This is a genomic window from Gloeomargarita sp. (assembly GCF_053491055.1).
The window spans coordinates 1-21921 of record NZ_JBRCEP010000082.1 but is presented as its reverse complement, the minus strand read 5'-3'; the positions used below and the strand labels follow the sequence as shown (position 1 = coordinate 21921).

The 21921-nt window shown below is 52.5% G+C and carries 22 protein-coding genes and 1 tRNA gene; 13 read left to right on the top strand and 10 right to left on the bottom strand.

The genetic code is table 11. From position 1 onward, the window contains the following. Positions 1–299: 299 nt before the first annotated feature. From ACWISF_RS09035 to tal, 5 genes are all read right to left on the bottom strand, one after another. A complete protein-coding gene (locus ACWISF_RS09035; RefSeq protein WP_448381256.1) occupies positions 300–1085 on the bottom strand; it encodes a hypothetical protein in 786 nt (261 codons plus the stop codon). Next, on the bottom strand, positions 1075–2277 hold the full coding sequence (locus ACWISF_RS09030; RefSeq protein WP_448381258.1) for a tyrosine-type recombinase/integrase: 1203 nt from the start codon (positions 2275–2277) through the stop codon (positions 1075–1077). Before ACWISF_RS09030 ends, ACWISF_RS09035 begins: the two co-directional genes overlap by 11 nt. Positions 2278–2387: 110 nt before the next feature. Further along, positions 2388–2460, bottom strand: a tRNA-Ala gene (locus tag ACWISF_RS09025). A 42-nt stretch (positions 2461–2502) separates the two neighbouring features. After that, positions 2503–2985, bottom strand: a complete 483-nt coding sequence (gene tadA, locus ACWISF_RS09020) for a tRNA adenosine(34) deaminase TadA (protein ID WP_448381257.1) — start codon at positions 2983–2985, stop codon at positions 2503–2505. Next, positions 2978–4093: a transaldolase gene (tal, locus tag ACWISF_RS09015; RefSeq protein WP_448381255.1), complete on the bottom strand. Its 1116-nt coding sequence runs from the start codon at positions 4091–4093 to the stop codon at positions 2978–2980. Before tal ends, tadA begins: the two co-directional genes overlap by 8 nt. A 155-nt stretch (positions 4094–4248) precedes the next feature. On the opposite strand from tal, the gene ACWISF_RS09010 reads away from it, so the two are divergent. Next, complete coding sequence (locus ACWISF_RS09010; RefSeq protein WP_448381254.1) at positions 4249–4395, top strand: metallothionein; 147 nt, start codon at positions 4249–4251, stop codon at positions 4393–4395. A 63-nt stretch (positions 4396–4458) separates the two neighbouring features. Here ACWISF_RS09010 and ACWISF_RS09005 read toward each other — a convergent pair whose 3' ends face one another. Then, positions 4459–5481, bottom strand: a complete 1023-nt coding sequence (locus ACWISF_RS09005) for a hypothetical protein (protein WP_448381253.1) — start codon at positions 5479–5481, stop codon at positions 4459–4461. A 45-nt stretch (positions 5482–5526) separates the two neighbouring features. Here ACWISF_RS09005 and ACWISF_RS09000 point away from each other — a divergent pair, with 45 nt between their 5' ends. Continuing rightward, entirely contained in the window at positions 5527–6195 is a 669-nt protein-coding gene (locus ACWISF_RS09000; RefSeq protein WP_448381252.1) for a DUF1995 family protein, read from the top strand. On the opposite strand, the gene ACWISF_RS08995 is transcribed toward ACWISF_RS09000, so the two are convergent. Continuing rightward, a complete protein-coding gene (locus tag ACWISF_RS08995; protein WP_448381251.1) occupies positions 6192–6482 on the bottom strand; it encodes a DUF6679 family protein in 291 nt (96 codons plus the stop codon). The genes ACWISF_RS09000 and ACWISF_RS08995 overlap by 4 nt on opposite strands. A gap of 117 nt (positions 6483–6599) precedes the next feature. Here ACWISF_RS08995 and queC point away from each other — a divergent pair, with 117 nt between their 5' ends. Beyond that, a complete protein-coding gene (queC, locus tag ACWISF_RS08990) occupies positions 6600–7286 on the top strand; it encodes a 7-cyano-7-deazaguanine synthase QueC (protein ID WP_448381250.1) in 687 nt (228 codons plus the stop codon). Here the strand turns inward: queC and purB are convergent. Next, on the bottom strand, positions 7283–8578 hold the full coding sequence (gene purB / locus ACWISF_RS08985) for an adenylosuccinate lyase (protein WP_448381249.1): 1296 nt from the start codon (positions 8576–8578) through the stop codon (positions 7283–7285). The two genes, queC and purB, sit on opposite strands and share 4 nt — an antisense overlap. A 214-nt stretch (positions 8579–8792) precedes the next feature. Between purB and ACWISF_RS08980 the strand changes: the two genes are divergently transcribed. Together ACWISF_RS08980 and ACWISF_RS08975 are read left to right on the top strand one after the other, a co-directional pair. Further along, positions 8793–9551: a DUF928 domain-containing protein gene (locus ACWISF_RS08980; RefSeq protein WP_448381248.1), complete on the top strand. Its 759-nt coding sequence runs from the start codon at positions 8793–8795 to the stop codon at positions 9549–9551. A 380-nt stretch (positions 9552–9931) separates the two neighbouring features. Continuing rightward, positions 9932–10495 carry a type IV pilin-like G/H family protein gene (locus tag ACWISF_RS08975; protein ID WP_448381247.1) on the top strand — a complete coding sequence of 188 codons (564 nt, stop codon included), beginning with the start codon at positions 9932–9934 and terminating at the stop codon, positions 10493–10495. 146 nt (positions 10496–10641) lie between these two features. Here ACWISF_RS08975 and ACWISF_RS08970 read toward each other — a convergent pair whose 3' ends face one another. Both ACWISF_RS08970 and ACWISF_RS08965 read right to left on the bottom strand, forming a co-directional pair. Then, positions 10642–12768: a PhoX family protein gene (locus tag ACWISF_RS08970; protein ID WP_448381246.1), complete on the bottom strand. Its 2127-nt coding sequence runs from the start codon at positions 12766–12768 to the stop codon at positions 10642–10644. Between the two features lie 130 nt (positions 12769–12898). After that, positions 12899–14386, bottom strand: coding sequence for a YcjF family protein (locus tag ACWISF_RS08965; protein WP_448381245.1), 1488 nt, complete (start codon positions 14384–14386; stop codon positions 12899–12901). A 213-nt stretch (positions 14387–14599) separates the two neighbouring features. Here ACWISF_RS08965 and ACWISF_RS08960 point away from each other — a divergent pair, with 213 nt between their 5' ends. From ACWISF_RS08960 to ACWISF_RS08925, 8 genes are all read left to right on the top strand, one after another. Continuing rightward, a complete protein-coding gene (locus tag ACWISF_RS08960) occupies positions 14600–15577 on the top strand; it encodes a tetratricopeptide repeat protein (RefSeq protein ID WP_448381244.1) in 978 nt (325 codons plus the stop codon). 314 nt (positions 15578–15891) lie between these two features. Then, positions 15892–16959: a dTDP-glucose 4,6-dehydratase gene (gene rfbB / locus ACWISF_RS08955; RefSeq protein WP_448381243.1), complete on the top strand. Its 1068-nt coding sequence runs from the start codon at positions 15892–15894 to the stop codon at positions 16957–16959. Next, positions 16956–17843, top strand: coding sequence for a glucose-1-phosphate thymidylyltransferase RfbA (rfbA, locus tag ACWISF_RS08950; protein ID WP_448381242.1), 888 nt, complete (start codon positions 16956–16958; stop codon positions 17841–17843). The genes rfbB and rfbA overlap by 4 nt, the downstream gene beginning before the upstream one ends. Further along, on the top strand, positions 17815–18360 hold the full coding sequence (rfbC, locus tag ACWISF_RS08945) for a dTDP-4-dehydrorhamnose 3,5-epimerase (RefSeq protein ID WP_448381241.1): 546 nt from the start codon (positions 17815–17817) through the stop codon (positions 18358–18360). Before rfbA ends, rfbC begins: the two co-directional genes overlap by 29 nt. Beyond that, the gene (rfbD, locus tag ACWISF_RS08940) at positions 18357–19226 is read left to right on the top strand and encodes a dTDP-4-dehydrorhamnose reductase (protein WP_448381240.1); all 870 of its coding nucleotides are present in this window, start codon (positions 18357–18359) and stop codon (positions 19224–19226) included. Before rfbC ends, rfbD begins: the two co-directional genes overlap by 4 nt. Before the next feature lie 4 nt (positions 19227–19230). After that, on the top strand, positions 19231–19923 hold the full coding sequence (locus ACWISF_RS08935) for a class I SAM-dependent methyltransferase (RefSeq protein ID WP_448381239.1): 693 nt from the start codon (positions 19231–19233) through the stop codon (positions 19921–19923). Positions 19924–20072: 149 nt separating this feature from the next. Continuing rightward, complete coding sequence (locus ACWISF_RS08930; protein WP_448381238.1) at positions 20073–20771, top strand: methyltransferase domain-containing protein; 699 nt, start codon at positions 20073–20075, stop codon at positions 20769–20771. Positions 20772–20928: 157 nt separating this feature from the next. Next, the coding region (locus ACWISF_RS08925; RefSeq protein WP_448381237.1) for a methyltransferase domain-containing protein at positions 20929–21921 on the top strand (993 nt) is incomplete at its 3' end.

Here is a 21921-nt window from a genome sequence, read left to right as displayed (position 1 = left end):
TGCGGGTTTCGCTGGTTGTTGCTAAATGTCCAACCAGCCAATGATCAATCATCAATCTGTTGAAAATAATCGTCCGTTGCGTGGGGCGAAATATCGCCTCCTTCGGCAAGATTCCACGTCTCGCCCACTCCTTGAGAGTATGCCGGGGGATTCCTGTGTAACACGCCAGGTTTTTGTAACCCCGGATCAAGTTGTCGTTTTGCATTTTTGGTTAGCCGTTTTAGTACAAAGCCAATCTAACCCCGCCCCCATGGGCGATTAGCACCTTTTAGAGGTTTTCGTGGTTTTGTAACAAAACTTTACTTACCGGTTCGTTTTTTCTTTGGGCGGCCTGAAGGGATGGAGAGATAGCCGTTTTCGAGCTTCACCATCTGCCAGTGTTTATGGGCTTGCATTTTGGCGTGAAACCGTTTTGTTTCATTCAAGTATTTTTGCCAGTACGGGTGAAATTCCGGATCGTCCTTGCAGAGTAAAACCGCCTGACTTTCCAGTAAATCTAAGTACCCTATATTTTCTTTCCTAACTATTTTTAACGTGTTTGTGAGTTTCAAGTTATCACACCTATCCTTCATGTAATGATAGGCACTGGTTTTCCCCTTCACGTTGCCATCCAAAAGATTATTTAGAGATTTTCTGAAGTCGTTTAATTCAATATAAAAAAGCCACCGGAGGGGATATAAACCCTTTTCTTGTGCATCTGCTGAGCGTGGGTACACTTCAAGGATTAAACGATACCTAGCCATGATTAATTCGGCTATGGGCTTATGGCTAACATAAAACGGATCAAACGTTAATTCCGATAAATCCCTATTATCACCCGTCATGTAATAATGAAGCCATTTATGGGTAACAAGGTGCCGTTTCCGTTGCAATTTTAGGAAGTCTAAGGCTCCGGGGATACCCTCAAATGCCTCATCTGCTTTTTGTACTTGATAATCAATCATTACAACAAAATCGGGGATATAGGCGTATGCCCCCACAAACACATGAGGGGTTACGGCTTCCGCTGGTGTGTTGGAATCCCACACAAAACCTTTTGGGAGCTTGTCTACCTCAAAATATCTTTCCCGTTTTTTATTTTCCATAATCAGGCATCTGCACCCTGCTCACCAAGTGCCCGTAGGTTTGCGATACCATCCGTAGGGAACTATGCCCCGCCACCGCCGCCGCCTGAGCCAATGAACCGGTGGATTCCACAATGTGCGATAGTGCCGTATGTCTGGCAATATAGGGCGGTCTGTAAGGTATGCCCGCCTTCTGGCAAATGCTACGCCAACATCTTTGACTGAAATTATGATCATCAATCGCCCGCCCGGTGGGACTGGTGAACACCAACTCATCAGGTGATTTAGGTTGGCATTCCTTAAACCGCCCCTGCATCAATGCGTACACTGAATCAGTCATGGGCAATACCCGGACATTGCCGGTTTTGGTGGCTTTACGTTTTCTGGCATAACCGGCGGTTCTACCGTCATCCCCCCTGCTCAAACTTTCAGCTATCGTAATCATCCGGCGGTTAAAGTCTATGGCACCCCACCTAAGCCCGATCAACTCACTTGGGCGACAACCAAGGTGAAAAAGGCAGTAGGCAAAGTCGTGATAGCTGAAGTAATGCGGGTCGGTCTTAATGGTTGCCAGAAACCGGGTGACTTCATCAGCGGTAAACGGGTTATCCCGCCTAGGGGCACATTGAATTTTAGCGGGTTTCAGTTTTTCAAAATGATTAGCTTGCCAATGCCCCTGCTCCACACACCAGCGACCAAAGGCTCTTAGGATACATAGATTGGTGTTGGCGGTCGTGGGGGATTGGCGGCTACGCAGATATTCAATAAATGCCCTAGCGGTATCCACATCAGTTATTTGCCCACCCCAACGGATCAGATTGTTGCGTAGCGGTTTGAAACGCCCCGCTATGCTCACCCCGGCTATCCCTTCTTGTTGCCGGTGCAAGGTGTACTTTTCCCATAGCTCACCGGTGGCTAAAAATTGGCTAAAAGGTTTGTCATCCGGTTTAGCCACTTTTGGGCGGTACGCTTCTAGGGTGGCGTCAAAGTGTCCCGCCACAAGATCAGCTTCTATCTTTGCCGCCACCGCCTGCGCTAGCCGTAGCTTGCCATGCCCTAAACTCAATGTGTACCGCCGCCCCTGGTAGCTCCAACGCAAAGCATACAGCCCGTTAACCTGCCAGATACCGGGCTTCCCCTTGCGCCCATCCTCCACCCTCACCCACTCAACTCTAGCCATATCGTTTAGCCAATTTTTAGCCAGTTTTGCCACTTCCAATATACACTAACTGCACCTAAACTGACACTAACTTAGACTATGTGTACTAATGGGGTAACGGTGGAATGTGGTGTCTGGCGGGGGATATGGGCTTGGAATGCCTATGGAGCTAAGCGGACTCGAACCGCTGACCCCCTCAATGCCATTGAGGTGCTCTACCAACTGAGCTATAGCCCCCCAAAAACGCACCTTTTATTATGACATATTCGGGGTGGCCGCTTAAGACTTGGACAGTTGCCGCCGCTGGCGAAACCAGTTTTGCAAAAGCGCTTGGCATTCCGCCGCTAAAATGCCGCCGATCACCGGAAACCGATGGTTGGAGGCCGGACTGGTGGGAATCTGGAGCACACTGGCAATCGCCCCGGCTTTGGGGTCGCTCGCCCCATAGACCAGCGCTCCAATCCGGGCATTCACCAAAGCACCGGCACACATGACACAGGGTTCCAGCGTGACATACAACGTACAGTCGGTGAGATACCAGGTCCCCAAAGCCATCCCCGCTTGCCGTAGCGCCAGAATCTCCGCATGGGCGGTGGGGTCATGGGTACGCTGGCGCTGGTTTTCTGCTTGGGCAAGGCACCGGCCCCGACTATCTACGACCACTGCCCCGACCGGCACATCCCCCGCTTGCCCTGCCTGTTGTGCCAGCGCCAATGCCAGTCGCATCCAGTCCTCGTGGGTTGCCAAAAGCCACCTAAACAGGGGTCAGTTGCGCCACCTTCTCACCCAACGACTGCATGAGCGCCGTGAAGGGTTCAATAAATTTCTGAATTCCCTCTTCCAGGAGCTCGGCCATCACCTGGTCGAGGTCAATGCCCAAGGCCTGCACCTGCGCCAACACCTGCTCGGCTTGGTCGAAGCCATCCCGCAAGTGGTCGCTGATGCGGCAATGATCCGCACAGGCTTCGATGGTTTCCGGCGGCAACGTATTGACCGTGTTGGCCCCCACCAGTTCTTCCACGTACATCACATCGCTGTACTGGGGATTTTTGGTGCTGGTACTGGCCCACAACAGCCGTTGCACCTTGGCCCCGTGGGCGGCCAACGCTTGCCAGCGGGGGTGTTGGAGAATTTCCTGGAACCGCTCGTAGGCCACTTTGGCATTGGCAATAGCCACTTTCCCCAACAAGGCCTTGGCCGCCTCCGTCCCGATGGCCGTTAGGAGTTTGTCCACCTTGGTATCGATCCGACTCAGGAAAAAGCTGGCCACCGAGGCAACCCGGTCAATAGGTTCTCCCTTGGCAACCCGCGCCTCCAACCCCCGGATGTAGGCCCAGGCCGTATCCACATAGCTTTGCACGCTAAACAACAACGTGACGTTCACATTCACCCCGGCGGCAATCACCCGCTCGACCGCCACCAACCCTTCGGGCGTGCCGGGAATTTTGATCATCAGGTTGGGCCGGTTGAGGGTCTGGTAGTACCGCAAGGCTTCCCGCACCGTCCCTTCCGTATCCCGCGCCAATTGCGGGGGTACTTCCAAACTCACATACCCGTCTAACCCCTGGGTGGCCTCATAAATGGGCCGAAAAATATCGCAGGCATCCTGAATGTCCTTGAATACGAGCGATTCGTAAATCTGGGTCACCGATAAACCCGCTTTGGCCCCGGCAATAATGTCGGCATCGTAAATTTCATTCCCGGCAATGGCTTTGGTAAAAATGGCTGGGTTGGAGGTAATGCCGCGAATGCCCCGCGTATCAATCAGCCGCTGCAACTCGCCCGAAACAATCAAATTGCGACTCAGATTGTCCATCCAAATACTCTGGCCGTAGCGGGCAATCTCAAACAGGGGATTGGCCACAGTCATACGTCTTCCCTCCTGGGCAGCTCTTACTTCCTATTGTTGCCCACCCACACCCCCCCTCCCCCCAGATTTAAGACCAACTATAGGTTTCCCCACACCCTTGACACATGAATTTATGTTCATATATGATGATGGTGTTGGGTTTTGGGAGGAAGTGTATGGTGAAGTGTGATTGTGCGGCCTGTATTTGTCAGGTGGACCCGGCGACGGCGATTCGGGTAGGGGACAAGGTGTATTGCAGTCCGGCCTGTGCCGAGGGGCATCCCCAGGGGCCGGGGTGTGGGCATGCAGGCTGTCCCTGTTAGGGAGGCGTGGGGCAGGGGTGAGCGGCAATCATCCTTGCCCGGAGCAGCCCCTAGGGCATGGCATTAAAAAAGCAAATGTATCAGGTCGCGAGCGATGTTGCGACCGGCGCGGTGGTCGCTGGGAGTTTTGGCGAAAGAAAAAGTGTATCGCTGATCGTTGTGCCAAGTAATTTTATAGTGATGGCCTTTATTGAGGGAAAAACCAAGTTCGCTTAGGTTTCTTTCCAACGTTCTGGTCATCCCGTCGTAGTTGTTGAAAAGCTCATAGATCTGGGCGCGCATTTGCTCAGAATGCCCCCGGCAAGGATTACAGTCTAAAAGAGATTTCAATAAGTCGCGGCGGCGTCTATAAGAGTTTGGATCGTTGGGAAGCCGGTTCAGTTCTTCCGTCAAAAGACGCAAGACCAGTTCATAGATTTCATCAGGGTAAAAGTCCATCTCATTGGTATATAGCGTGAGGCAATGGCGGTGGTGGGTTGTGGGGGCGGCTGGGCGCTGATGGTAAAACCATTGCCCTGGCAACTGCATATGCTCCTGCTGCAGTGAGTGGTATTGCTCTTGTAACTGAAGGTACTCCTGCCGCAGGGCATCATATTGCTCTTGCAACTGTATATGCTCCTGGCGCAAGGCATCATTTCTTTGTTCCAGATAGTTGCGCGAGGAGGTGAGTGTCTGATTTTCCTGCTGTAGTTGCGCTACCTGTTGCTGTAGTTGTGATGCTTTTTCCTGGTAAGTGGTAAGCGATGCTTCCTGTTGCTGCAGCAAAGCATTGTGCTCCTGCTGTAGCTTGGCTAATTCTTGGTGCAATTGTTGATTTTCTTGCTCTAATTCTTGCAAGTGTTGCTGAAGTTGCTGATGTTCTGATTCTAGTTCCCGTAAGTATTGCTGTTTTTCCTGATATTTTCTCGTCAGTTGTTCATGCGTTTGATCCAGCGCCTGATAACTTTGTCGCGCTTGGGTTAAACGTTGTTTCCAATAGGTGAGAGAATATTGTTGACGCTTGTGATGCAGCCAGGCTAGGGTGAGCATCCCCACCAATAGCCCCCACACAAAAGACATCATGCTACGAGACCATGATTTTTCCATAATTTTTTCCATAATATAGATAATTCTTTGCCGGCGTTGCCAGCGATGTCGTTGCCCACTACTTTGGCCGGCGCGATTGCCCAAGCGCAAACAGCGACCCAAACGGCATTGGCTCAGGGTGAAACCCGTCTGTTGGTGGAATTGTGGCTCCCGGAGGTGAAACCCCTGCCTTTGGTGCGGGATTTTTTGCAGGGGTTTACGCAGTGGGGACAGTCCGGGCGGGTGGTGTTTGCCGATGCGGGCGGGGCGGCCCTGGCGCGGCGGGATTGGGGGGAGGTGCCTTGGCGGGTGGAAACCCTGCGGGAACCCCATCAGGCGGGGGATCAAGGGGTGGTGGTCGTGGCGCCGGACCCAGCGGTGGTAACGCAGGTGCGGACGTTGGTAGAAACGGCGGCTTGTCCGGTGATTTTGTTCAACCCGCGTCTGGAGGATGCGGGGACGGTGGGCATTGGCTATGCGGGACGGCGCCTGCGGCAGGAATTTCTGCAAACCCTGGTGACTGCCTACCATCTGCGCCCCGTAGCAGGGGGTGCCATCCTGCGCATGTACCCCCAACCTTGGCAGATTTGGCAGGAAACTCCGGCAGGAACGCACACCTTGGCGGGGGAATTGCCGCAGGCTCCGGACGGGGAAACCCTTGCCCAGATGCTCAACCCACCGCCGGGCAGTTTTTGGCGGGGGTTGGGACGGCTGCTGCGGGCACTGCGGGCTTAGTCTTCCCGGATTTGCTCCGCTTCCGGGCAGTCATCGGACACCAGTGGTTCGGAGTTGCCGCGGGGTACGGAAGCCAGTTTCTGGGTGATCGCCCCGATGCTGTCAATGCGGACCAGTTCTTCCCAGGCGCAGGTCTCGTCTTCCTCTTCGGTTTCGTACCGCAGCGTGACTAAATCCCCCTCAATGTCAACGATACGCGCCCGCTCGATGACCCGTTGTTGGTCTTTGAGATAAACCCACACTTCCCGACCGTCGCAACAGAGTTGATAAAGCTTGCGGTGCAACATCGGCGGTCTCCTTACGCGAAACGGTGATGACCCAAAAAAACCTGGTTGGATGCCCACAGGTTTCTCACATTCTCTAATATGGTGATTATTCTAACAATAGTTTTGGGTCACTGAATGATGCAGCCACGGGCGGTGGTGTTGCTCTCTGGGGGGCTGGACTCGGCGACGGTGTTGTATCAGGCGCGGGCAGCGGGGTACACCTGCTATGCCCTCTCGTTTGACTACGACCAGCGGCATCGGCGGGAATTGCAGTCGGCGCAGGCCATTGCCCAACGGGCGGGGGTGGCGGCCCACGAAATCATCCCCCTGGACTTGGGGCGGTGGGGCGGCTCAGCCTTGACGCAACGGGATCAGGAGTTGCCCCGCCATCGGCACCCGGCCCAAATGCGCCAGGGAATTCCCAGCACCTATGTCCCGGCTCGGAATACGATTTTTCTGAGCATGGCGCTGGCCTGGGCGGAAGTGTTGGGGGCAGAACGGGTCTATCTGGGGGCCAACGCCCTAGATTACTCGGGCTACCCGGACTGTCGGGAGGACTACCTCGCGGCCATGCAGACGGTGTACACCCTGGGCACGAAACAGGGACGCGAAGGACGCCCGATTCAGTTGACGGCGCCGCTGCTGCATCTTGCCAAGCGGGACATCATCCGGCTGGGGCAGGAATTGGGGGTTCCCTGGGAGCTCACCTGGTCCTGTTACCAAGGGGAAGAAGTGGCCTGTGGGGTGTGTGATAGTTGCATCTTGCGGCGTGAGGGGTTCCGGCAAGCGGGGATTCCCGACCCTTTGCCCTATGCGGTGACCTAAATGTTCAACCGCTGGTAGATGGTTTCTAAATGGCGCAGATGGGATTGGGGGTCAAAACAGGCGGCAATGGCTTCCGGGGATAAATAGCGGCGAATGGTGGTATCCTGTTCCACCAGGGCGCGAAAATTGCCGTCTTCGCGATTCCAAGCCTGATGCGCCAGCCGTTGCACTAGGGCATAGGCCTCGTCCCGCAGCATTCCCCGTTCCACCAAAGCCAAAAGGACTTGTTGGCTAAAAATGACCCCGCCGTAGCGGTATAAATTGCGGCGCATATTCTCGGGATACACCTGCAACGTCTGCACCAAGTCCGTCAATTCCACCAGCATAAAATGGGCCACAATACTCGCATCCCCCAGGGTCACCCGCTCGACCGCGCTGTGGGAAATATCCCGCTCGTGCCAGAGGGCGACATTTTCTAAACCGGCCAGCGCATACCCCCGCAACAAGCGGGCCAAACCGGTCAACCGCTCCGAGCGAATGGGATTGCGTTTGTGGGGCATGGCGGAGGAACCCTTTTGCCCCGGCGCAAAAAACTCCTCCACCTCCAGCACCTCGGTCCGTTGCAGGTGGCGGATTTCCAGGGCAAACCGCTCCAAGGAGGCCCCCAGCAGTGCCAACCCCTGCAAATACTCCGCATGGCGGTCCCGGCTGATGACCTGGGTCGAGGCGCAATCGGGGGTCAACCCCAACCGCTGACAGGCCAACGCCTCCACCCTGGGGTCCAGGTGGGCATAGGTCCCCACCGCGCCGGAGATTTTCCCCACCGCAACCTGGCTGCGTAACCGGGTCAACCGTTCCCGTTGCCGCAACAACTCCGCCAACCAGCCCGCCAACTTGAACCCAAAGGTAATCGGTTCGGCGTGGACTCCGTGCGAACGCCCCACCATCACCGTGTCCCGATGCCGTTGCGCCTGCGCCCGCACCACCTGGATCAGCCGTTCGAGTTCACCCAAAATCACTTCCAAACTGGCGACCAACTGCAAGGCCAACCCCGTATCAATGACATCGGAACTGGTCAACCCCAAATGCACGTAGCGTCCCGCATCGCCCAGGGATTCATTCAAATTGGTCAGAAAAGCGATCACATCGTGGCGCACCGTCTGTTCGATGGCCTGGATGCGTTGCGGGTCAAACCGGGCCTTTTGGCGAATTTCCTGCATCACCGCCTCAGGAATCCGCCCCAAGGTGGTTTGCGCCTCGCACACCGCCAATTCCACCTGCAACCAGGTGTGAAATTTGTGGGCATCCGTCCACAGTTCGCCCATCGCGGGCAGGGTATAACGTTCGATCACCGAGAGTCTTCCAGCACAGCAGTTCTATCCTAAGCCCCTTTGTGCGCCCCATCACCGTCTGGCCTAGCGGAGCCTCACCATGTCTGACGGCGCCCTCGGTTACTCTTAGAGATAGATAAGCCTTGGGAACCTCCCCAAATCCTAGCGCTTCGTACCTTATGGAGCAGTCCCAAGCTTTTGTGATGATCCCATTGCTTTTAGGAGTATTGCCATCATGGCTCGCTTTGCTTCAGCGTTGACCGCTGTGACCCTGGCGGTGACCTTGGTTGCCACCCCTGCCCAAGCCAACCCCCTGGAAAGCTGGGCTGCGCGCCTATTGGAATGGGGGAAAAGACGATCCACCCCCCCGGTTGCCCCCGTCACCGGGTTTGTGCCTCCCGCCACCGGTTTACCCAGCAACCGAGAAGGGGGCGCCGCCCGGGGTACCGTCTGTCCGGTGGGGAATCAACGGTTAACTGCCCTGTTACCCAGCACCGGTCTGGGCTTGACCGTCAGCGCCCGCCCCAGCCTGTTTTTCTACCTGCCGCCCACCGAAGGCCGGAGCATCGAATTTAGCCTGTGGGACGCCCGCGGGGCCGAACTCTACCAAAGCACCACCAAAGTCAACCGCTCCGGGATTGTGCGGTTTGACTTACCGAGCAACGCCCCGGAACTGGTGGTGGGACAGACCTACCAGTGGCATCTGGCGTTAATCTGTGACCCGAAAGACCGTAGCGCCGATATGTACGTACAGGGCTGGGTACAACGGGTGGCGCTGCCCGACGCCCTCCAACAACAACTGCAACGGGCGCCCCGCTCGGAACATCCCTACATCTATGCCAATGCCGGTCTGTGGCACGAAACCCTGGCGACCTTGGCCGAACTGCGGCAAGCCCAACCCAACAACCCTGATCTCCGGACCGACTGGCTGCTGCTGTTGCAACTGGAAGGGTTAGACAAGGTGGCGCAAGAACCCCTGGCCGGTAGCCTCTAGGTTCGCCCCACTTCCCATGCCGCTGGCTGGAACGATAGGGACAGGGTTTGCCCTCTGTCCCCTATTTTTTTCGGCATGATCACGGGTTTACACCCTACCCGGTTCCGTAAAATTTCTGTAGTTAACCGATGGCGGGGGTGGGCGGCGAGCAAGCCATGAGCCATTGCCACTGGGGTTAAGCAAGCATTTTCTTAAAATTTACTGCAATTGGCTGTACATGAACGAGTCGGGAAGCCAGAAAAGACGGGGTAGATAGGCGGTGGCCGTACATATAAGAAAAAATAATCAATTCCCCTGATCGATGGATGGGACGGGTTGGGTACTTTATCACTGGGGCAAGTAAAGCCCACCCATCAAATCAGTTGATTAGGAGTACATCTATGGCCGCGAATTTGAAAGTCAAACTGTTGCAACACTTGGCGAAGAAGAATGCCAACAAGGGGTTCACCCTGGTGGAACTGCTGGTGGTGGTGGTGATCATCGGGATTCTGGCGGCGATTGCGTTGCCTTCCTTCCTGGCGCAAACCGCCAAGGCCAAGCAAGCCGAAGCCCGCAGCACCTTGGGTTCCTGGGCGAAGGCGCAAAAAGCGTTCCGCACGGATCACAGTGCCTTCTCCTCCTCGTGGGATGACCTGGCTTTGGGGGTTCCCACAGAAACCAAAAACTACACCTACTCGCAAGATGGGGGTGGGACTGAGGCTTCTGTTACTGCACTTGGCACCAGCCGCTCTGAAGACCTGAAGAGCTACGCTGCAGGCGTGTTTGTGTCGAATAGGACCGTTACTGTCGGCGATACGAGCGAAGTGGCGGTGGATATGCCCGATATTCTCTGCGAGGCGGTGAATCCTGGTACGGACGAGCTTAATCCGCCTGAGTCAGCCGATGCCTGCCCAGACGGTTCGGTCAACATCCGCATTGGCCAGTCCAGTGGCGATGATCAATAACCCCCCAGGTGGTAACGGAAATGGGTAATTCAACTTTCCTAGCATAGGTCGGTGGGGGCGGTCGTTGGGCCGCTCCTTTTTTATTAACCCCAAAAAGCACATGCCGGAGCAGTTCTTAACCACTCCGGCATTGGTTTCAGCTTGTGCTAGGCAAGCGGTTGCCCATCCAGACGGCGGATGGCGACGACTGCAGGTTTGGGCGGGGCATTGGGTGTACCGGCAGGCCAGTTGGAGCCGATGGGCACGACCCGTTCCTGGATAAACCGCTCGCCGTCTAGGGTTTGCATCCGTATCTCCACCCTGCGTTGGGCGCCGTTTTTGCGGGTTCCGGCATGCTCGCCTGGGTGTTGCACCGCCAGAAACAGGGTTTTGCGGTCATCGCTCAGATAGGGACCCGTCAGTTCGCACTCCATCGGCCCAATGGCAAACAAAAAGGCTTGCCCTTGGTGCGGCCCTTGCGTGGGAATGTACCACATCGTATTGTTGCCATACCGGCCAATCCCCGGCACCGCCGCCGGATTATTCAGCCGGGATGTGGACATATCCGTAACCATCCACAAATCCCCCGCCGCATCCACCAGCAGGTTATCGGGACAGGCAAACCCCGCCCCATCCAGATGCGGTTCTCCCCCCAGCGCCACCATCTGCCAGGTGAAATTCATCGCCGTCGGTTCTCCCCCCTCCTCCCGCAAGGCCATGATCCAGCCCGGTTCGTAGGATTTTTGGTTGTACGGCCCCACAAATATCCGCTCGTCCGGCCCCCCATCTTTGCTGGCAGTCCCGCTTGTAAAGGCAATGTACAGCGTGCCATCCGGGGCAATTTTGGTATCCTCTGGGCGGGCGGTACAGGTGGCTCCGGCGGCGCTGGCAGCGTAGTGGGCATCGATCAAAATCGCCCCCTGTTGTTCCTCCCGGCTGCCCATGTATAAATCCCCCAGGGTTTTGTACTGCTTTTTGTACTGTTCCACCTCGCTGCTTTGGGTAAAAGGCGCAAAGCCCCCCTCAGGACGCTTGGGCAGGTTGATCAGGCCGCCTGCGTGGACTTCCGGCGGGTCGGGGTTCACAGGCGTTTCCGGCGTCAGGGGAATCCAGCGCCCCGTCCCATCCGGGTTAAATTTCGCCGCATAGAGCATCCCGTCGCGCAACAGGCGGGAATTGTTTTTATCGCGTGGGTTTTGTACGGCCTCGCGGCTGACAAATTTGTACAGATGGCCGCCCCGCCGGTCACAGCCAGAATAAAAGGCCAGAGGTTTCCCAGGAACGACCCGGATGCCGACGGCCTCATGGCGATAGCGCCCCAGCCAGGTGTGTTTGGTGCCCCGGTCGTTGGGGTTGGCCGGGTCAATTTCCACAATCCAGCCGTACTTGTTCCCCTGCAGCCCCAGCGCGCTGCCATGCCCTGCCAATTCCTCATCTGCAATGGCAAAAGGACGCGTTCCGGGCGCAAAGGAAGTGCCATCGCTATAGACCGGCTCTGCCACCACATACTGGAAATTTTCTTCGGCACTCAACACCGTCCCCCAGGGCGTGGTTCCCCCCGCGCAGTTGCCAACCGTGCCGATGATTTTGGCGCCCAAATTGTCAATGTACCCTTGCCCTTGGGTCTTGCGGAAAATCAAGGTCGCAGGCCCTGTGGCTTCCAAATACTTGCCATCTTGCCAACCCGAAATCCCGGAAATACGCCGGTCTGCAGGGCCAGGGGATTTAACCCAGCGATTGCCCTCCCGCCGCAGCGTCATGACACCAATGCCCACGTCTGAAAGAGCCGCCACCGCCACCTTTTCGATCTGCGCCTTCAAGGGGTCGCCTGCTGGCAGACTGTAGGCATCGATTGGCCCTTTTTCCAGGGCTTTTTTCAACTCCGCAAAAGGCAGCCCTTCCCCGATCACCTGCTGGTAGGTTTCCATCCAAGGCCGGGCGCTAATGTATTCAAAATTGACCGTTAAATAACCCTGATTCGGCCCTGTTTGGATAAACGACAAATAATCATTGTTATACCCAAACCGACTGTCGCCCAAGGGATCGCCCCAACTGGCAATGACCTCATAGGTATAACCTTCCGGCAGCACCAAGTCATCCCGTACTTCCACCCGGCGATAGGCGCTTTTTTGTTGCTCCCCCGTCAAGCCATCGGTAGGCAGGGGCATCACCCCCCGCACCGGCGTAAATTTCAACGGCACAGACTTGGCCGATGCCGTTTTGCCTGGCCCCAAGGCCACCGCACCCAAACCACCGGCCAAAAACAACAAAGCCTCTCGCCGCGTAATACCCATCGTTCTACCTGCACTCAAAATTCGCCAAACTTGGGGGAGCGGTCCTTGCCACAACCCTCAACCGCCTATTTTATGGGGCAGAACTGGAGTTGAGGTTAAAAAATTATTAAAAAGCGGTTAAGTTGTCTGGTCATTCGGATGTGCGGCCTGCTTGCAGACGTTGCCAGGCCTGCTGAATCCACCGGGACAACCCTGCGTGTTGGGCCTGGGCGTGACGTCGCACCACATCGGCCATACCCGCCGGTCCCCAACTTTGTTGGTTGCGAAAGTAGGTGATAAAACTTAAGCCCGCTACCCGTGTCAAGTAGGCGGCGCTAATACTTTGCACCGCTGATGTGAGAACATAACCGGCCACGGTTGCTTTGAGGGTACGGCTGACCAGACGGGCAATTCCCCGGGCAACCCCCAGGGCCGTGAGGGTTTTAGCCAGCGAGAGGGCCAATTCTCGCCCCTGGGCCAAGCTGAGATGACAGTCATAGACCTGCCCCAATTCCACCACCATTTGCGCCTGAACCGCCGCCTGCGCCAGCAAATCCACCCCCGGCAAGGGCGTGATCCACACGACTCCGGCCCCAACCCACTGGAACCGCTCGACAATTGCCTCCGCCTGCCGTTGCCGTTGCCGGTCGAGGATGGCCTGGGCCTGTTCTCCCAACCGCTGACATTGCAACAACAAATTATCGGCAATCAACTCCTCCCCTTCGGTGCGGAGGATTTCTGCCACCCGCCGCAGCAGTGGGTCAATTACCGGGGGAGGCTGGTAGGGTTCGCCCGTATCCAGGGTCACCCTAGGGGGGGCGCCAGCAATTCCCACCACATCGGCTGGGTCGAGCCATCCTGCGACCCGCTGCCGTATCTGGGCAAGCAGCACCTCCAGGTCGGCAGGCAGGTATAGGTCCGTCTTATTGAACGCCAACACCACCCGTTTCCCCATGACCCGCAACTCCTGGAGCACCGCCAATTCCGACTGGCGCAGGTCATTGTCCACCACAAAAATCACCAAATCCGCTTGGGTTGCCCATTCCCTGGCCTGCTGTTCCCGCGTGGCGCCGGCAGCCGAACCCTCTTGGAGTCCCGGCGTATCCATCAGTTCGATCCGGCGGGGCACCCCTTTGAGGCGAAACCCATACACCTGGGCTGTGGTCGTCGTTCCCAGAGTGGCCGCTACCTCCCCAACCATCCGTCCTAACAAAGTATTTACTAAAGCCGTTTTCCCCGTCGAAGCCGTACCAATGATGACCAGCCGGAGGGGTTGCCGGGCCTGTTGGGCGGCCAGTTCCCGGTGTTGGGCTTCCAGGGCTTGGCGGGTTACCTGGTCTTCGATGGACGCCAGTTGTTGGGCAATCGCCTCTAGTTTGGCCTGCACAGCGGTTTGGGGAGACCGGGGTGACTGCAGGGGACGGCTAGGGCGACCGACCAGCCAGAAAACGCGCGCCAAGGTGACCACCAACCCCAGTGCCACCAGCAACACAAATCCCAGCAGGAGATTGGCAACTGTTGCCCCGCTAAGGGTGAGGATTTGCGTGTACAAACTCAGTAAGTTTTGCAGCAATCCCAGCAACAGCACCAGGGTCAGTACCACCCCTGCCAGGTAGAGTCCCCACTGCCAACGCCGCATCCTTGTTGCATCCCAATACTCCTAATGTAGGTGATAGTGGCAAAGTACCAGACCCATCACGAAAGGTTAAGAAAAACAGTTAAAATACCGGAGGGGATTTATCATAATTCGCTATAAATTCACTATATTTAATCAAGAATGATTCCAGCCCCAACCATGCAGCCAGCTAGGTATCGGCAGCCATACAGCAGACCTAACCGGTGCGGGTGGGGTATGGCCTTGGCGGTGGTGATTGCCGGTAGCACCGGGGTTGTGTATGGGCAAACGCCCAACGCTGGCGGGCGCCCGAACCAGATGCTGCCGTTGTTCTTGATGGCGACGGGTGGGCTGGTGACGGTTGGGGTAGCAGTGGCTTGGTGGGTGTCTCAGCGGCAGTCTGCGGCATCTGTTTCCCCGCCCCCCGCGGTTGCACCTGTGACGTCGCCTCCCCAGCCTGCGCCGCCCCCACCCACACCATCCCTGAGTCAAGCCGGGATGCTTCTCCAAAGCGGCCAGCAAAAGGCGGAGCGGGGCGACCACGAGGCAGCGATCAAGGACTTTGACCAGGTATTGGCGCTGGAGCCGCACAATGCCACTGCTTATTACGAGCGCGGGGTCGCCTACCGACGTTTGCAGAACTATGCCCAAGCCCTGGCCGACCTGAATCAGGCCATTCTGCTGGCGCCCAACATGGCCGAAGCCTACTACAATCGGGGTCTTATTCGCTTCAAAGTAAAGGATTATCAACGGGCCGTAGAAGACTACAGCAAAGCCCTGGAATTGAATCCCGAAGCGGCAGAATTTTATCACAATCGCAGCCTAGCCCGGCGCAAATTGGGGGACTACGAGGGGGCTTCTTCTGATTACAAAAAAGCCCTTGATTTGAATCCCAATTACCGCTACATTCACAAGGAGGTCACCACCCACAAACGGCAAATGGGAGCAGATGATTTTTATGAGCGGGGGCTGGTCAAGATGGAAAAAGGGGACTATAAAGGGGCTTTAGAAGAGCTAAATCAAGCGCTACGCATGGATACCGAATTGGCTCCCTGTTACTTTGACCGGGCGAAAGTACGGCTGGCAATGGGCGACCGAGTGGGTGCGATGGACGATCTCCGCAAGGCGGCAGATTTGTTTTTAGAAATGGGCGATACGGAGCGCTGTGACCAAGTGACGGAAGTTTTGAAAATGCAGCAGCTTCACAATATCTAGTCTGGTTTGCAAAGGTGGCTGAGGGGGAGGTAGCATAGCGGGAAACTGTTTCTTTCAAGGGTAGCCTGTCACTTACACGCCCAAGCGCCGTGCTTTGCTCAGGCCAAGACCTCCGGATGCAAAACCTGAAACTTTCTGTGAGATGATATAGTCAGTGGTTTTTTAGGGAACCTGGGGCAGCACAACCGATGCAAACTCGCAGGCTAGATGGTAGGAAATCGTGGGGTGGTTATGGCCCTGTGCTCACTCTCTTCTGCCCATTTTGGATGATGATTCGGTCGTAAGTATTTTGATTTCGGGTTGCTGGGTGCGCTATGCGAAAAATTCTGGTCACAGGCGGCAGCGGTTTTATTGGGTCGAACTTCATCCTCTATGCCCGCGCTCACCAGATCGCAGAAATTATCAACTTAGACAAACTAACTTACGCCAGTAACCCGAAAAGTTTGGAGTCACTGCAAAATGATAGGGGTTACATCTTTCAACAAGGGGATATAGGGGACAGGGCATTCGTGCTATCCCTCCTGAGACAACACCAACCCCAATATGTCATCAATTTTGCCGCCGAAAGCCATGTTGACCGCTCCATATTTAGCCCTCACGCCTTTATCCAAACCAATGTCGTGGGTACGTTCCAGCTCCTAGAAGCTGTGCGGGCTTTTTATCAAGAATTATCCCCATATCAACAGGAACATTTTCGATTTTTACATATTTCCACCGATGAAGTGTATGGTTCTCTCAAGGCAGACGATCCTGCCTTTTCTGAAAACACACCCTATGCCCCCAACAGTCCCTATGCTGCCTCGAAAGCCAGTTCCGACCATTTGGTGAGAGCCTATCATCACACCTACGGTTTGCCCACATTAACCATCAACTGTTCCAATAACTATGGCCCGCGGCAGTTTCCGGAGAAACTCATTCCCTTGATGATTTTTAATGCGATTCATCACAAGCCACTCCCTATCTATGGCAAGGGGGAAAATATCAGGGATTGGCTTTATGTCGAAGACCACTGCCGCGCGATTGTTTTGGTTTTGCTGCAAGGTAAGGTGGGCGATAGGTACAATGTCGGTGGTGGCAATCAACCCACAAACCTGGAATTGGTCACCAAAATATGCACCATTTTAGATGAAGTTCTGCCCCACCCCCACGCCAGTTATCAATCGCTGATTACGTTTGTGAAGGATAGACCAGGGCATGATTATCGTTACTGTGTGGATTTTAGTAAAATTAAACGTGAGTTGGGTTGGGAACCTAAGGAAACCCTTGACAGTGGTTTGCGAAAAACCATACGCTGGTACTTAGACCATCTGGATTGGCTCAACGAATGCAAGTCGCGAGATTATGAAGATTGGGTAGCCCAAAATTACGGGAATAAGGGATGAAAGGCGTTATCCTCTCAGGCGGTCTAGGGACTAGGCTTTATCCGGCGACAATTCCGGTGAATAAGCAATTATTGCCCATTTATGACAAGCCAATGGTGTATTACCCGCTTTCTGTTTTGATGTTGGGCGGTATTGCGGAAATATTACTCATCTCTTCACCAGAATACCTACCGTTATATCAAAAGGTTTTACACGACGGTCGGCAGTGGGGTATCCAGATTGATTATGCGATCCAGGCCGAGCCGAAAGGTATTGCTCAGGCATTGACGATTGCTGAAGACTTTATTGCCAACGATGCGGTGTGTTTGATTCTAGGAGATAATTTTTTTTACGGTCATGGCTTGGTAGATATTCTCACCGCCTGTGCCAAACTGCAACGGGGAGCCAAGATTTTTGCCTATCGGGTTGCCGAACCCCAGCACTATGGGGTTGTTGAGTTTGATAAGGATAACCGGGTGATTTCCATCGAAGAAAAACCTAAAAATCCCAAGTCGAACTATGCGATTCCCGGTGTTTATTTTCTGGACAATCGGGCGGTGGATATTGCCAAAACAATTACTCCTTCTGACCGGGGTGAATTTGAAATCACAGATGTCCTGAAATACTACCTAAACCAGCAGGAATTATCGGTAGAGATTTTGGGCAGAGGTTTTGCTTGGCTAGATATGGGAACCCATGATACCTTGTTGCAGGCAGCTAATTTTGTGCAAGCGATGGAGGTGAGACAAGGGCTAAAAATTGCCTGTATTGAAGAGATTGCTTACAGAAGTGGTTACATTACGGCGCAGCAGCTCAAGTGTCTCGCCCAAAAATTTGGCAACAGTAGTTATGGCCGCTATCTTGAGGACATTCTGCATGAAAGTTCTACCGACGAGCATTCCTGATGTGTGGATTATTGAGCCTACAGTCTATGCCGACCAGCGGGGCTGGTTTTATGAAAGTTTTCATCACCAAAAATTCTGCGAATTGTTGAACCTAGATGTTCAGTTTGTGCAGGATAACCATTCCCTATCGCGCAAAAATACTCTGAGAGGACTTCATTATCAGGTGATACGCCCACAAGGAAAGTTGGTCAGGGTATTAGTAGGAGAAATCCTCGATGTGGCGGTAGATATTCGTAGAAGTTCACCTTACTTTGGCCAATATGTAGCCTACCGGTTAAGTGCGGAAAATAAACGGCAATTGTGGATTCCTGTGGGGTTTGCCCATGGTTTTTTGACATTGACAGAAACCGCAGAAGTTCTGTACAAAACGACAGATTATTATTATCCTCAAGGGGACAGAGCGATTTTATGGTGTGATAAAGACCTGGCGATTGATTGGCAGTTGGCGGGAGAGCCGCTCATGTCAGAGAAGGACAAATGTGCCCGGCCTTTGAAAGAGGCAGAGTTGTTCCCATGACCAAGATTCTATTGCTGGGAGCGAACGGACAGGTGGGGTGGGAGTTGCGGCGCTGTCTGCTGACGGTCGGAGAAGTGGTGGCCACGACCCGACAGGACATCGATTTAACGGATAACCAAAAGGTGACGGATGCCATTGCGGCCATTCGTCCTGATTTATTGATCAATGCTGCTGCTTACACAGCGGTGGAACAAGCGGAAGAAGAACCGGAACGAGCAAATCAGGTGAATGGCTATGCTTTAGAAGCAATCAGTCAGTGTGCAAAAAAGTATTATTTTCCTATTATTCATTACTCGACAGATTACGTGTTTGATGGCACCAAGGAAGAGCCGTACACTGAGGAGGATACCCCCAATCCCATCAATGCCTATGGGCGGAGCAAATTGCTGGGTGAACAGATTCTCCTGTCTAGTGGTGTGCCCTTCTTGATTTTGCGAACCAGTTGGATTTATAGTATGAGGGGTAAGAATTTTCTACTTACAATGCTGAGGTTAAGCCAAGAACGGAAGGAGATTAGGGTAGTTAATGACCAGTATGGCACACCAACATGGAGTCGGTTTGTAGCTCAAGTGACGGCTGATATGTTAGTTGCTAATGTCCGTGACCTGAAAACGTATTTTGATTCCCATTGTGGGATTTATCATCTTACTCCCGCAGGTGCAACCACTTGGTATGAGTTTGCCCGGGCAATTTTTAGCAGTGTTCGTAATGACTTCATCAAGGTATTACCCATCTCCTCAGCAGAATATCCAACGAAGGCCAAGCGACCGAAGTTTTCTGTGTTAAAACCGAGTTTTCAGAGGCTTTATTCGGTTGGGAGTTGCCCTGACTGGTTTGCAGTTTTTCGCCTGGCGGTAGAGGCTTAATGCGATGAGTTTATGGGCTTATTTTTTAGATAATCAAGGAGAAACCATTCACAAGTGTACGCACTACTTTCCTATTTATGAAAAGATGTTTCAACATTGGAGAAACAAGTCACTGGTATTTCTTGAAATTGGGGTTGGCAAGGGAGGGTCATTAAAGATGTGGCAAAAATATTTTGGTCCCAATGCAAAAATAGTTGGTATTGATGTTAATCCAGAATGCAAAAGGTATGAATCGCCAGGTATTTTTGTAAGAATTGGAGATCAAGGTGATCAGGAATTTCTTGCCAGCGTAGTTGCAGAGTTTGGTGTACCTGACATTGTCCTAGATGATGGAAGCCATAAGTGTATTGATATTATGAGAAGTTTTTCATTTTTTTATCCACTTATGGGTAAGAATGCTGTCTACATGGTTGAAGACTTACAAACTGCTTATTGGGAGGAATATGGTGGTGGTCTATATCACCCAGACAGTTTTATAGAGTTTGTAAAAAAATGTATAGACAGCTTAAATGCCGATTCAAGTCGCGGTCAAGTGAAACCCGACTTAATCACCAGGCAAACATTCGGCATCCATATTTACGACGGTATTGTTTGCTTTGAAAAGGGTGAAGTTTATTGGAAAGATGCAACTATGACGGGTTACAGCCATCATGAACCAATAGTTACTAATAGATTTTTCTATGAAAAAGACACTTGATAGTGTGCATTTGAGCATTCAGTCATAGAAACGAGCAAAATTTGGAGGTCAAGCAAAAAATGCACCCTAGTTCTCTCTCACGGATGTCTTGGTTTGTACAGACTTATGTAGATTCTCTCAACCAAAATACCCGATTAAGGGTATTGGATGTGGGTAGTTATGATGTAAATGGAACATATAGACACATTTTTGATTGTCCTAAGTTTGAGTATTTTGGATTAGATATAGAGGATGGTCCAAATGTTGATATTGTTGTTAAGAATCCATATAATTGGGATATATTGGAAACAGATAGCTTTGATATTGTTATTTCCGGTCAAGCCTTTGAACACATAGAATTCTTTTGGAGAACCATGGAAGAGATGACTCGCGTTTGCAAGAAGGATGGACTTATTTGCATCATAGCACCAAGCGAGGTCGTCGAGCATCGATTTCCAGTTGATTGTTATAGATTTTATACAGATGGAATGATTGCCTTAGCGCGATATGTTTGTATAGAGCCTCTTCACGCGCATACAAATTGTGCACCTATTGAAGCCTCTGAAGATTGGTTTCAGGAGGACTGCATAGATTCAATGTTAGTTGCTAGAAAGCCTTATTCGGGTGTGCCTATTCATCCTGATTTCAAAGAGTATGTTTTTACGCCAATCATCCAAGAATACTATCGTGGCAATTTAAGGCGAAATCAATCGCTTTTCGAGCGTTTAAAATTTACCCAGCAGGAGCTAGCCCGAACCCAAGCTCAGCTCCGATCCATAGAACAAGAGATGGCCCAAATGAAAAGGAGTAAATTTTGGAAAATGAGAAGTCTTTGGCTTAAAGTAAAAAGGACATTTGGTTTAGGTTAATTGATGTACACTTTGAAGGTTTAGCTGTGGAGTGAGTTGTTGAGCATTACTAATTCAAAAACTTTGTGCTATAATATGACCTTATAGGGTGGGGGATGTGGTTGTGAAGGCATAAGTGCGTGATAATGACAAAGGCTAACTTGGAGGAGAATAATCAATGTTAGAAAAATACAAGAAATATGATACTAAATTTACATCCTCATCAGAGCTACATCCCAACAGCTCTTATCGAATGATGTTTGATCTGATTGAGGAAAATAAGCTTGTTCTCGATGTCGGTTGTTCGACTGGATATCTAGGAAAACTTTTAATCAAAGAGAAAAATTGCACTGTAGTCGGCATTGATATTAATCCAGATGTACAGAAAAGTTTGAGTAATTATTATGAGAATTTTTTTGTTGCCGACTTAGATACTGTTTCCCTAACCGATCTAATTTCAGACCAGAAATTTGATGTCATTGTTTTTGGTGATGTACTTGAACATCTGAAAGACCCTTGGAGAGTATTGAAAGAATCACATGATATTATTAAACCCGAAGGCTATGTTGTTGCTTCTGTTCCAAATATAGCACATGGCGCTGTCATACTTGCTCTTCTTGAAGGTAAGTTTGAATACTCAAAATATGGAATTTTAGATAATACTCACTTGAGATTCTTTACGAGGGAGAGCGTATTAAAGTTATTTAAAGATTGTGGATTTTTCCCTGAAATTGTGAATTGCACAGAAATCAACTTTTTGTCCAATAGCGAGTTGATTCCGCGTATTGATGCGAGTAAGTTTAGTGTTGAAGTTCTTGAAGTAATACATAATTGTCCAGATATTAATGTCTTGCAATTTATCATTAAAGCATATCCTAATTTATTTGCCCAACTCCATGCGACGCAGCAGGAGTTGGTGCAAACGCAAAGCCAACTTCACGTGACGCAGCAGGAGTTGGTGCAAACGCAAAGCCAACTTCACACGACACAGCAGGAGTTGGTGCAAACGCAAAGCCAACTTCACACGACACAGCAGGAGTTGGTGCAAATGCAAAGCCAACTTCACGTGACGCAGCAGGAGTTGGTGCAAACGCAAAGCCAACTTCACACGACACAGCAGGAGTTGGTGCAAATGCAAAGTCAACTTCACACGACGCAGCAGGAGTTGGTG

Bases quoted from the DNA above. Each gene is read 5' to 3' on its own strand.
- ACWISF_RS09035 (WP_448381256.1), bottom strand. From the start codon at position 1,085: ATGGAAAATAAAAAACGGGAAAGATATTTTGAGGTAGACAAGCTCCCA.
- tal (WP_448381255.1), bottom strand. From the start codon at position 4,093: ATGACTGTGGCCAATCCCCTGTTTGAGATTGCCCGCTACGGCCAGAGT.
- ACWISF_RS09010 (WP_448381254.1), top strand. From the start codon at position 4,249: ATGGTGAAGTGTGATTGTGCGGCCTGTATTTGTCAGGTGGACCCGGCG.
- ACWISF_RS09005 (WP_448381253.1), bottom strand. From the start codon at position 5,481: ATGGAAAAATCATGGTCTCGTAGCATGATGTCTTTTGTGTGGGGGCTA.
- ACWISF_RS09000 (WP_448381252.1), top strand. From the start codon at position 5,527: ATGTCGTTGCCCACTACTTTGGCCGGCGCGATTGCCCAAGCGCAAACA.
- ACWISF_RS08995 (WP_448381251.1), bottom strand. From the start codon at position 6,482: ATGTTGCACCGCAAGCTTTATCAACTCTGTTGCGACGGTCGGGAAGTG.
- queC (WP_448381250.1), top strand. From the start codon at position 6,600: ATGCAGCCACGGGCGGTGGTGTTGCTCTCTGGGGGGCTGGACTCGGCG.
- ACWISF_RS08980 (WP_448381248.1), top strand. From the start codon at position 8,793: ATGGCTCGCTTTGCTTCAGCGTTGACCGCTGTGACCCTGGCGGTGACC.
- ACWISF_RS08975 (WP_448381247.1), top strand. From the start codon at position 9,932: ATGGCCGCGAATTTGAAAGTCAAACTGTTGCAACACTTGGCGAAGAAG.
- ACWISF_RS08970 (WP_448381246.1), bottom strand. From the start codon at position 12,768: ATGGGTATTACGCGGCGAGAGGCTTTGTTGTTTTTGGCCGGTGGTTTG.
- ACWISF_RS08965 (WP_448381245.1), bottom strand. From the start codon at position 14,386: ATGCGGCGTTGGCAGTGGGGACTCTACCTGGCAGGGGTGGTACTGACC.
- ACWISF_RS08960 (WP_448381244.1), top strand. From the start codon at position 14,600: ATGGCCTTGGCGGTGGTGATTGCCGGTAGCACCGGGGTTGTGTATGGG.
- rfbB (WP_448381243.1), top strand. From the start codon at position 15,892: ATGCGAAAAATTCTGGTCACAGGCGGCAGCGGTTTTATTGGGTCGAAC.
- rfbA (WP_448381242.1), top strand. From the start codon at position 16,956: ATGAAAGGCGTTATCCTCTCAGGCGGTCTAGGGACTAGGCTTTATCCG.
- rfbC (WP_448381241.1), top strand. From the start codon at position 17,815: ATGAAAGTTCTACCGACGAGCATTCCTGATGTGTGGATTATTGAGCCT.
- rfbD (WP_448381240.1), top strand. From the start codon at position 18,357: ATGACCAAGATTCTATTGCTGGGAGCGAACGGACAGGTGGGGTGGGAG.
- ACWISF_RS08935 (WP_448381239.1), top strand. From the start codon at position 19,231: ATGAGTTTATGGGCTTATTTTTTAGATAATCAAGGAGAAACCATTCAC.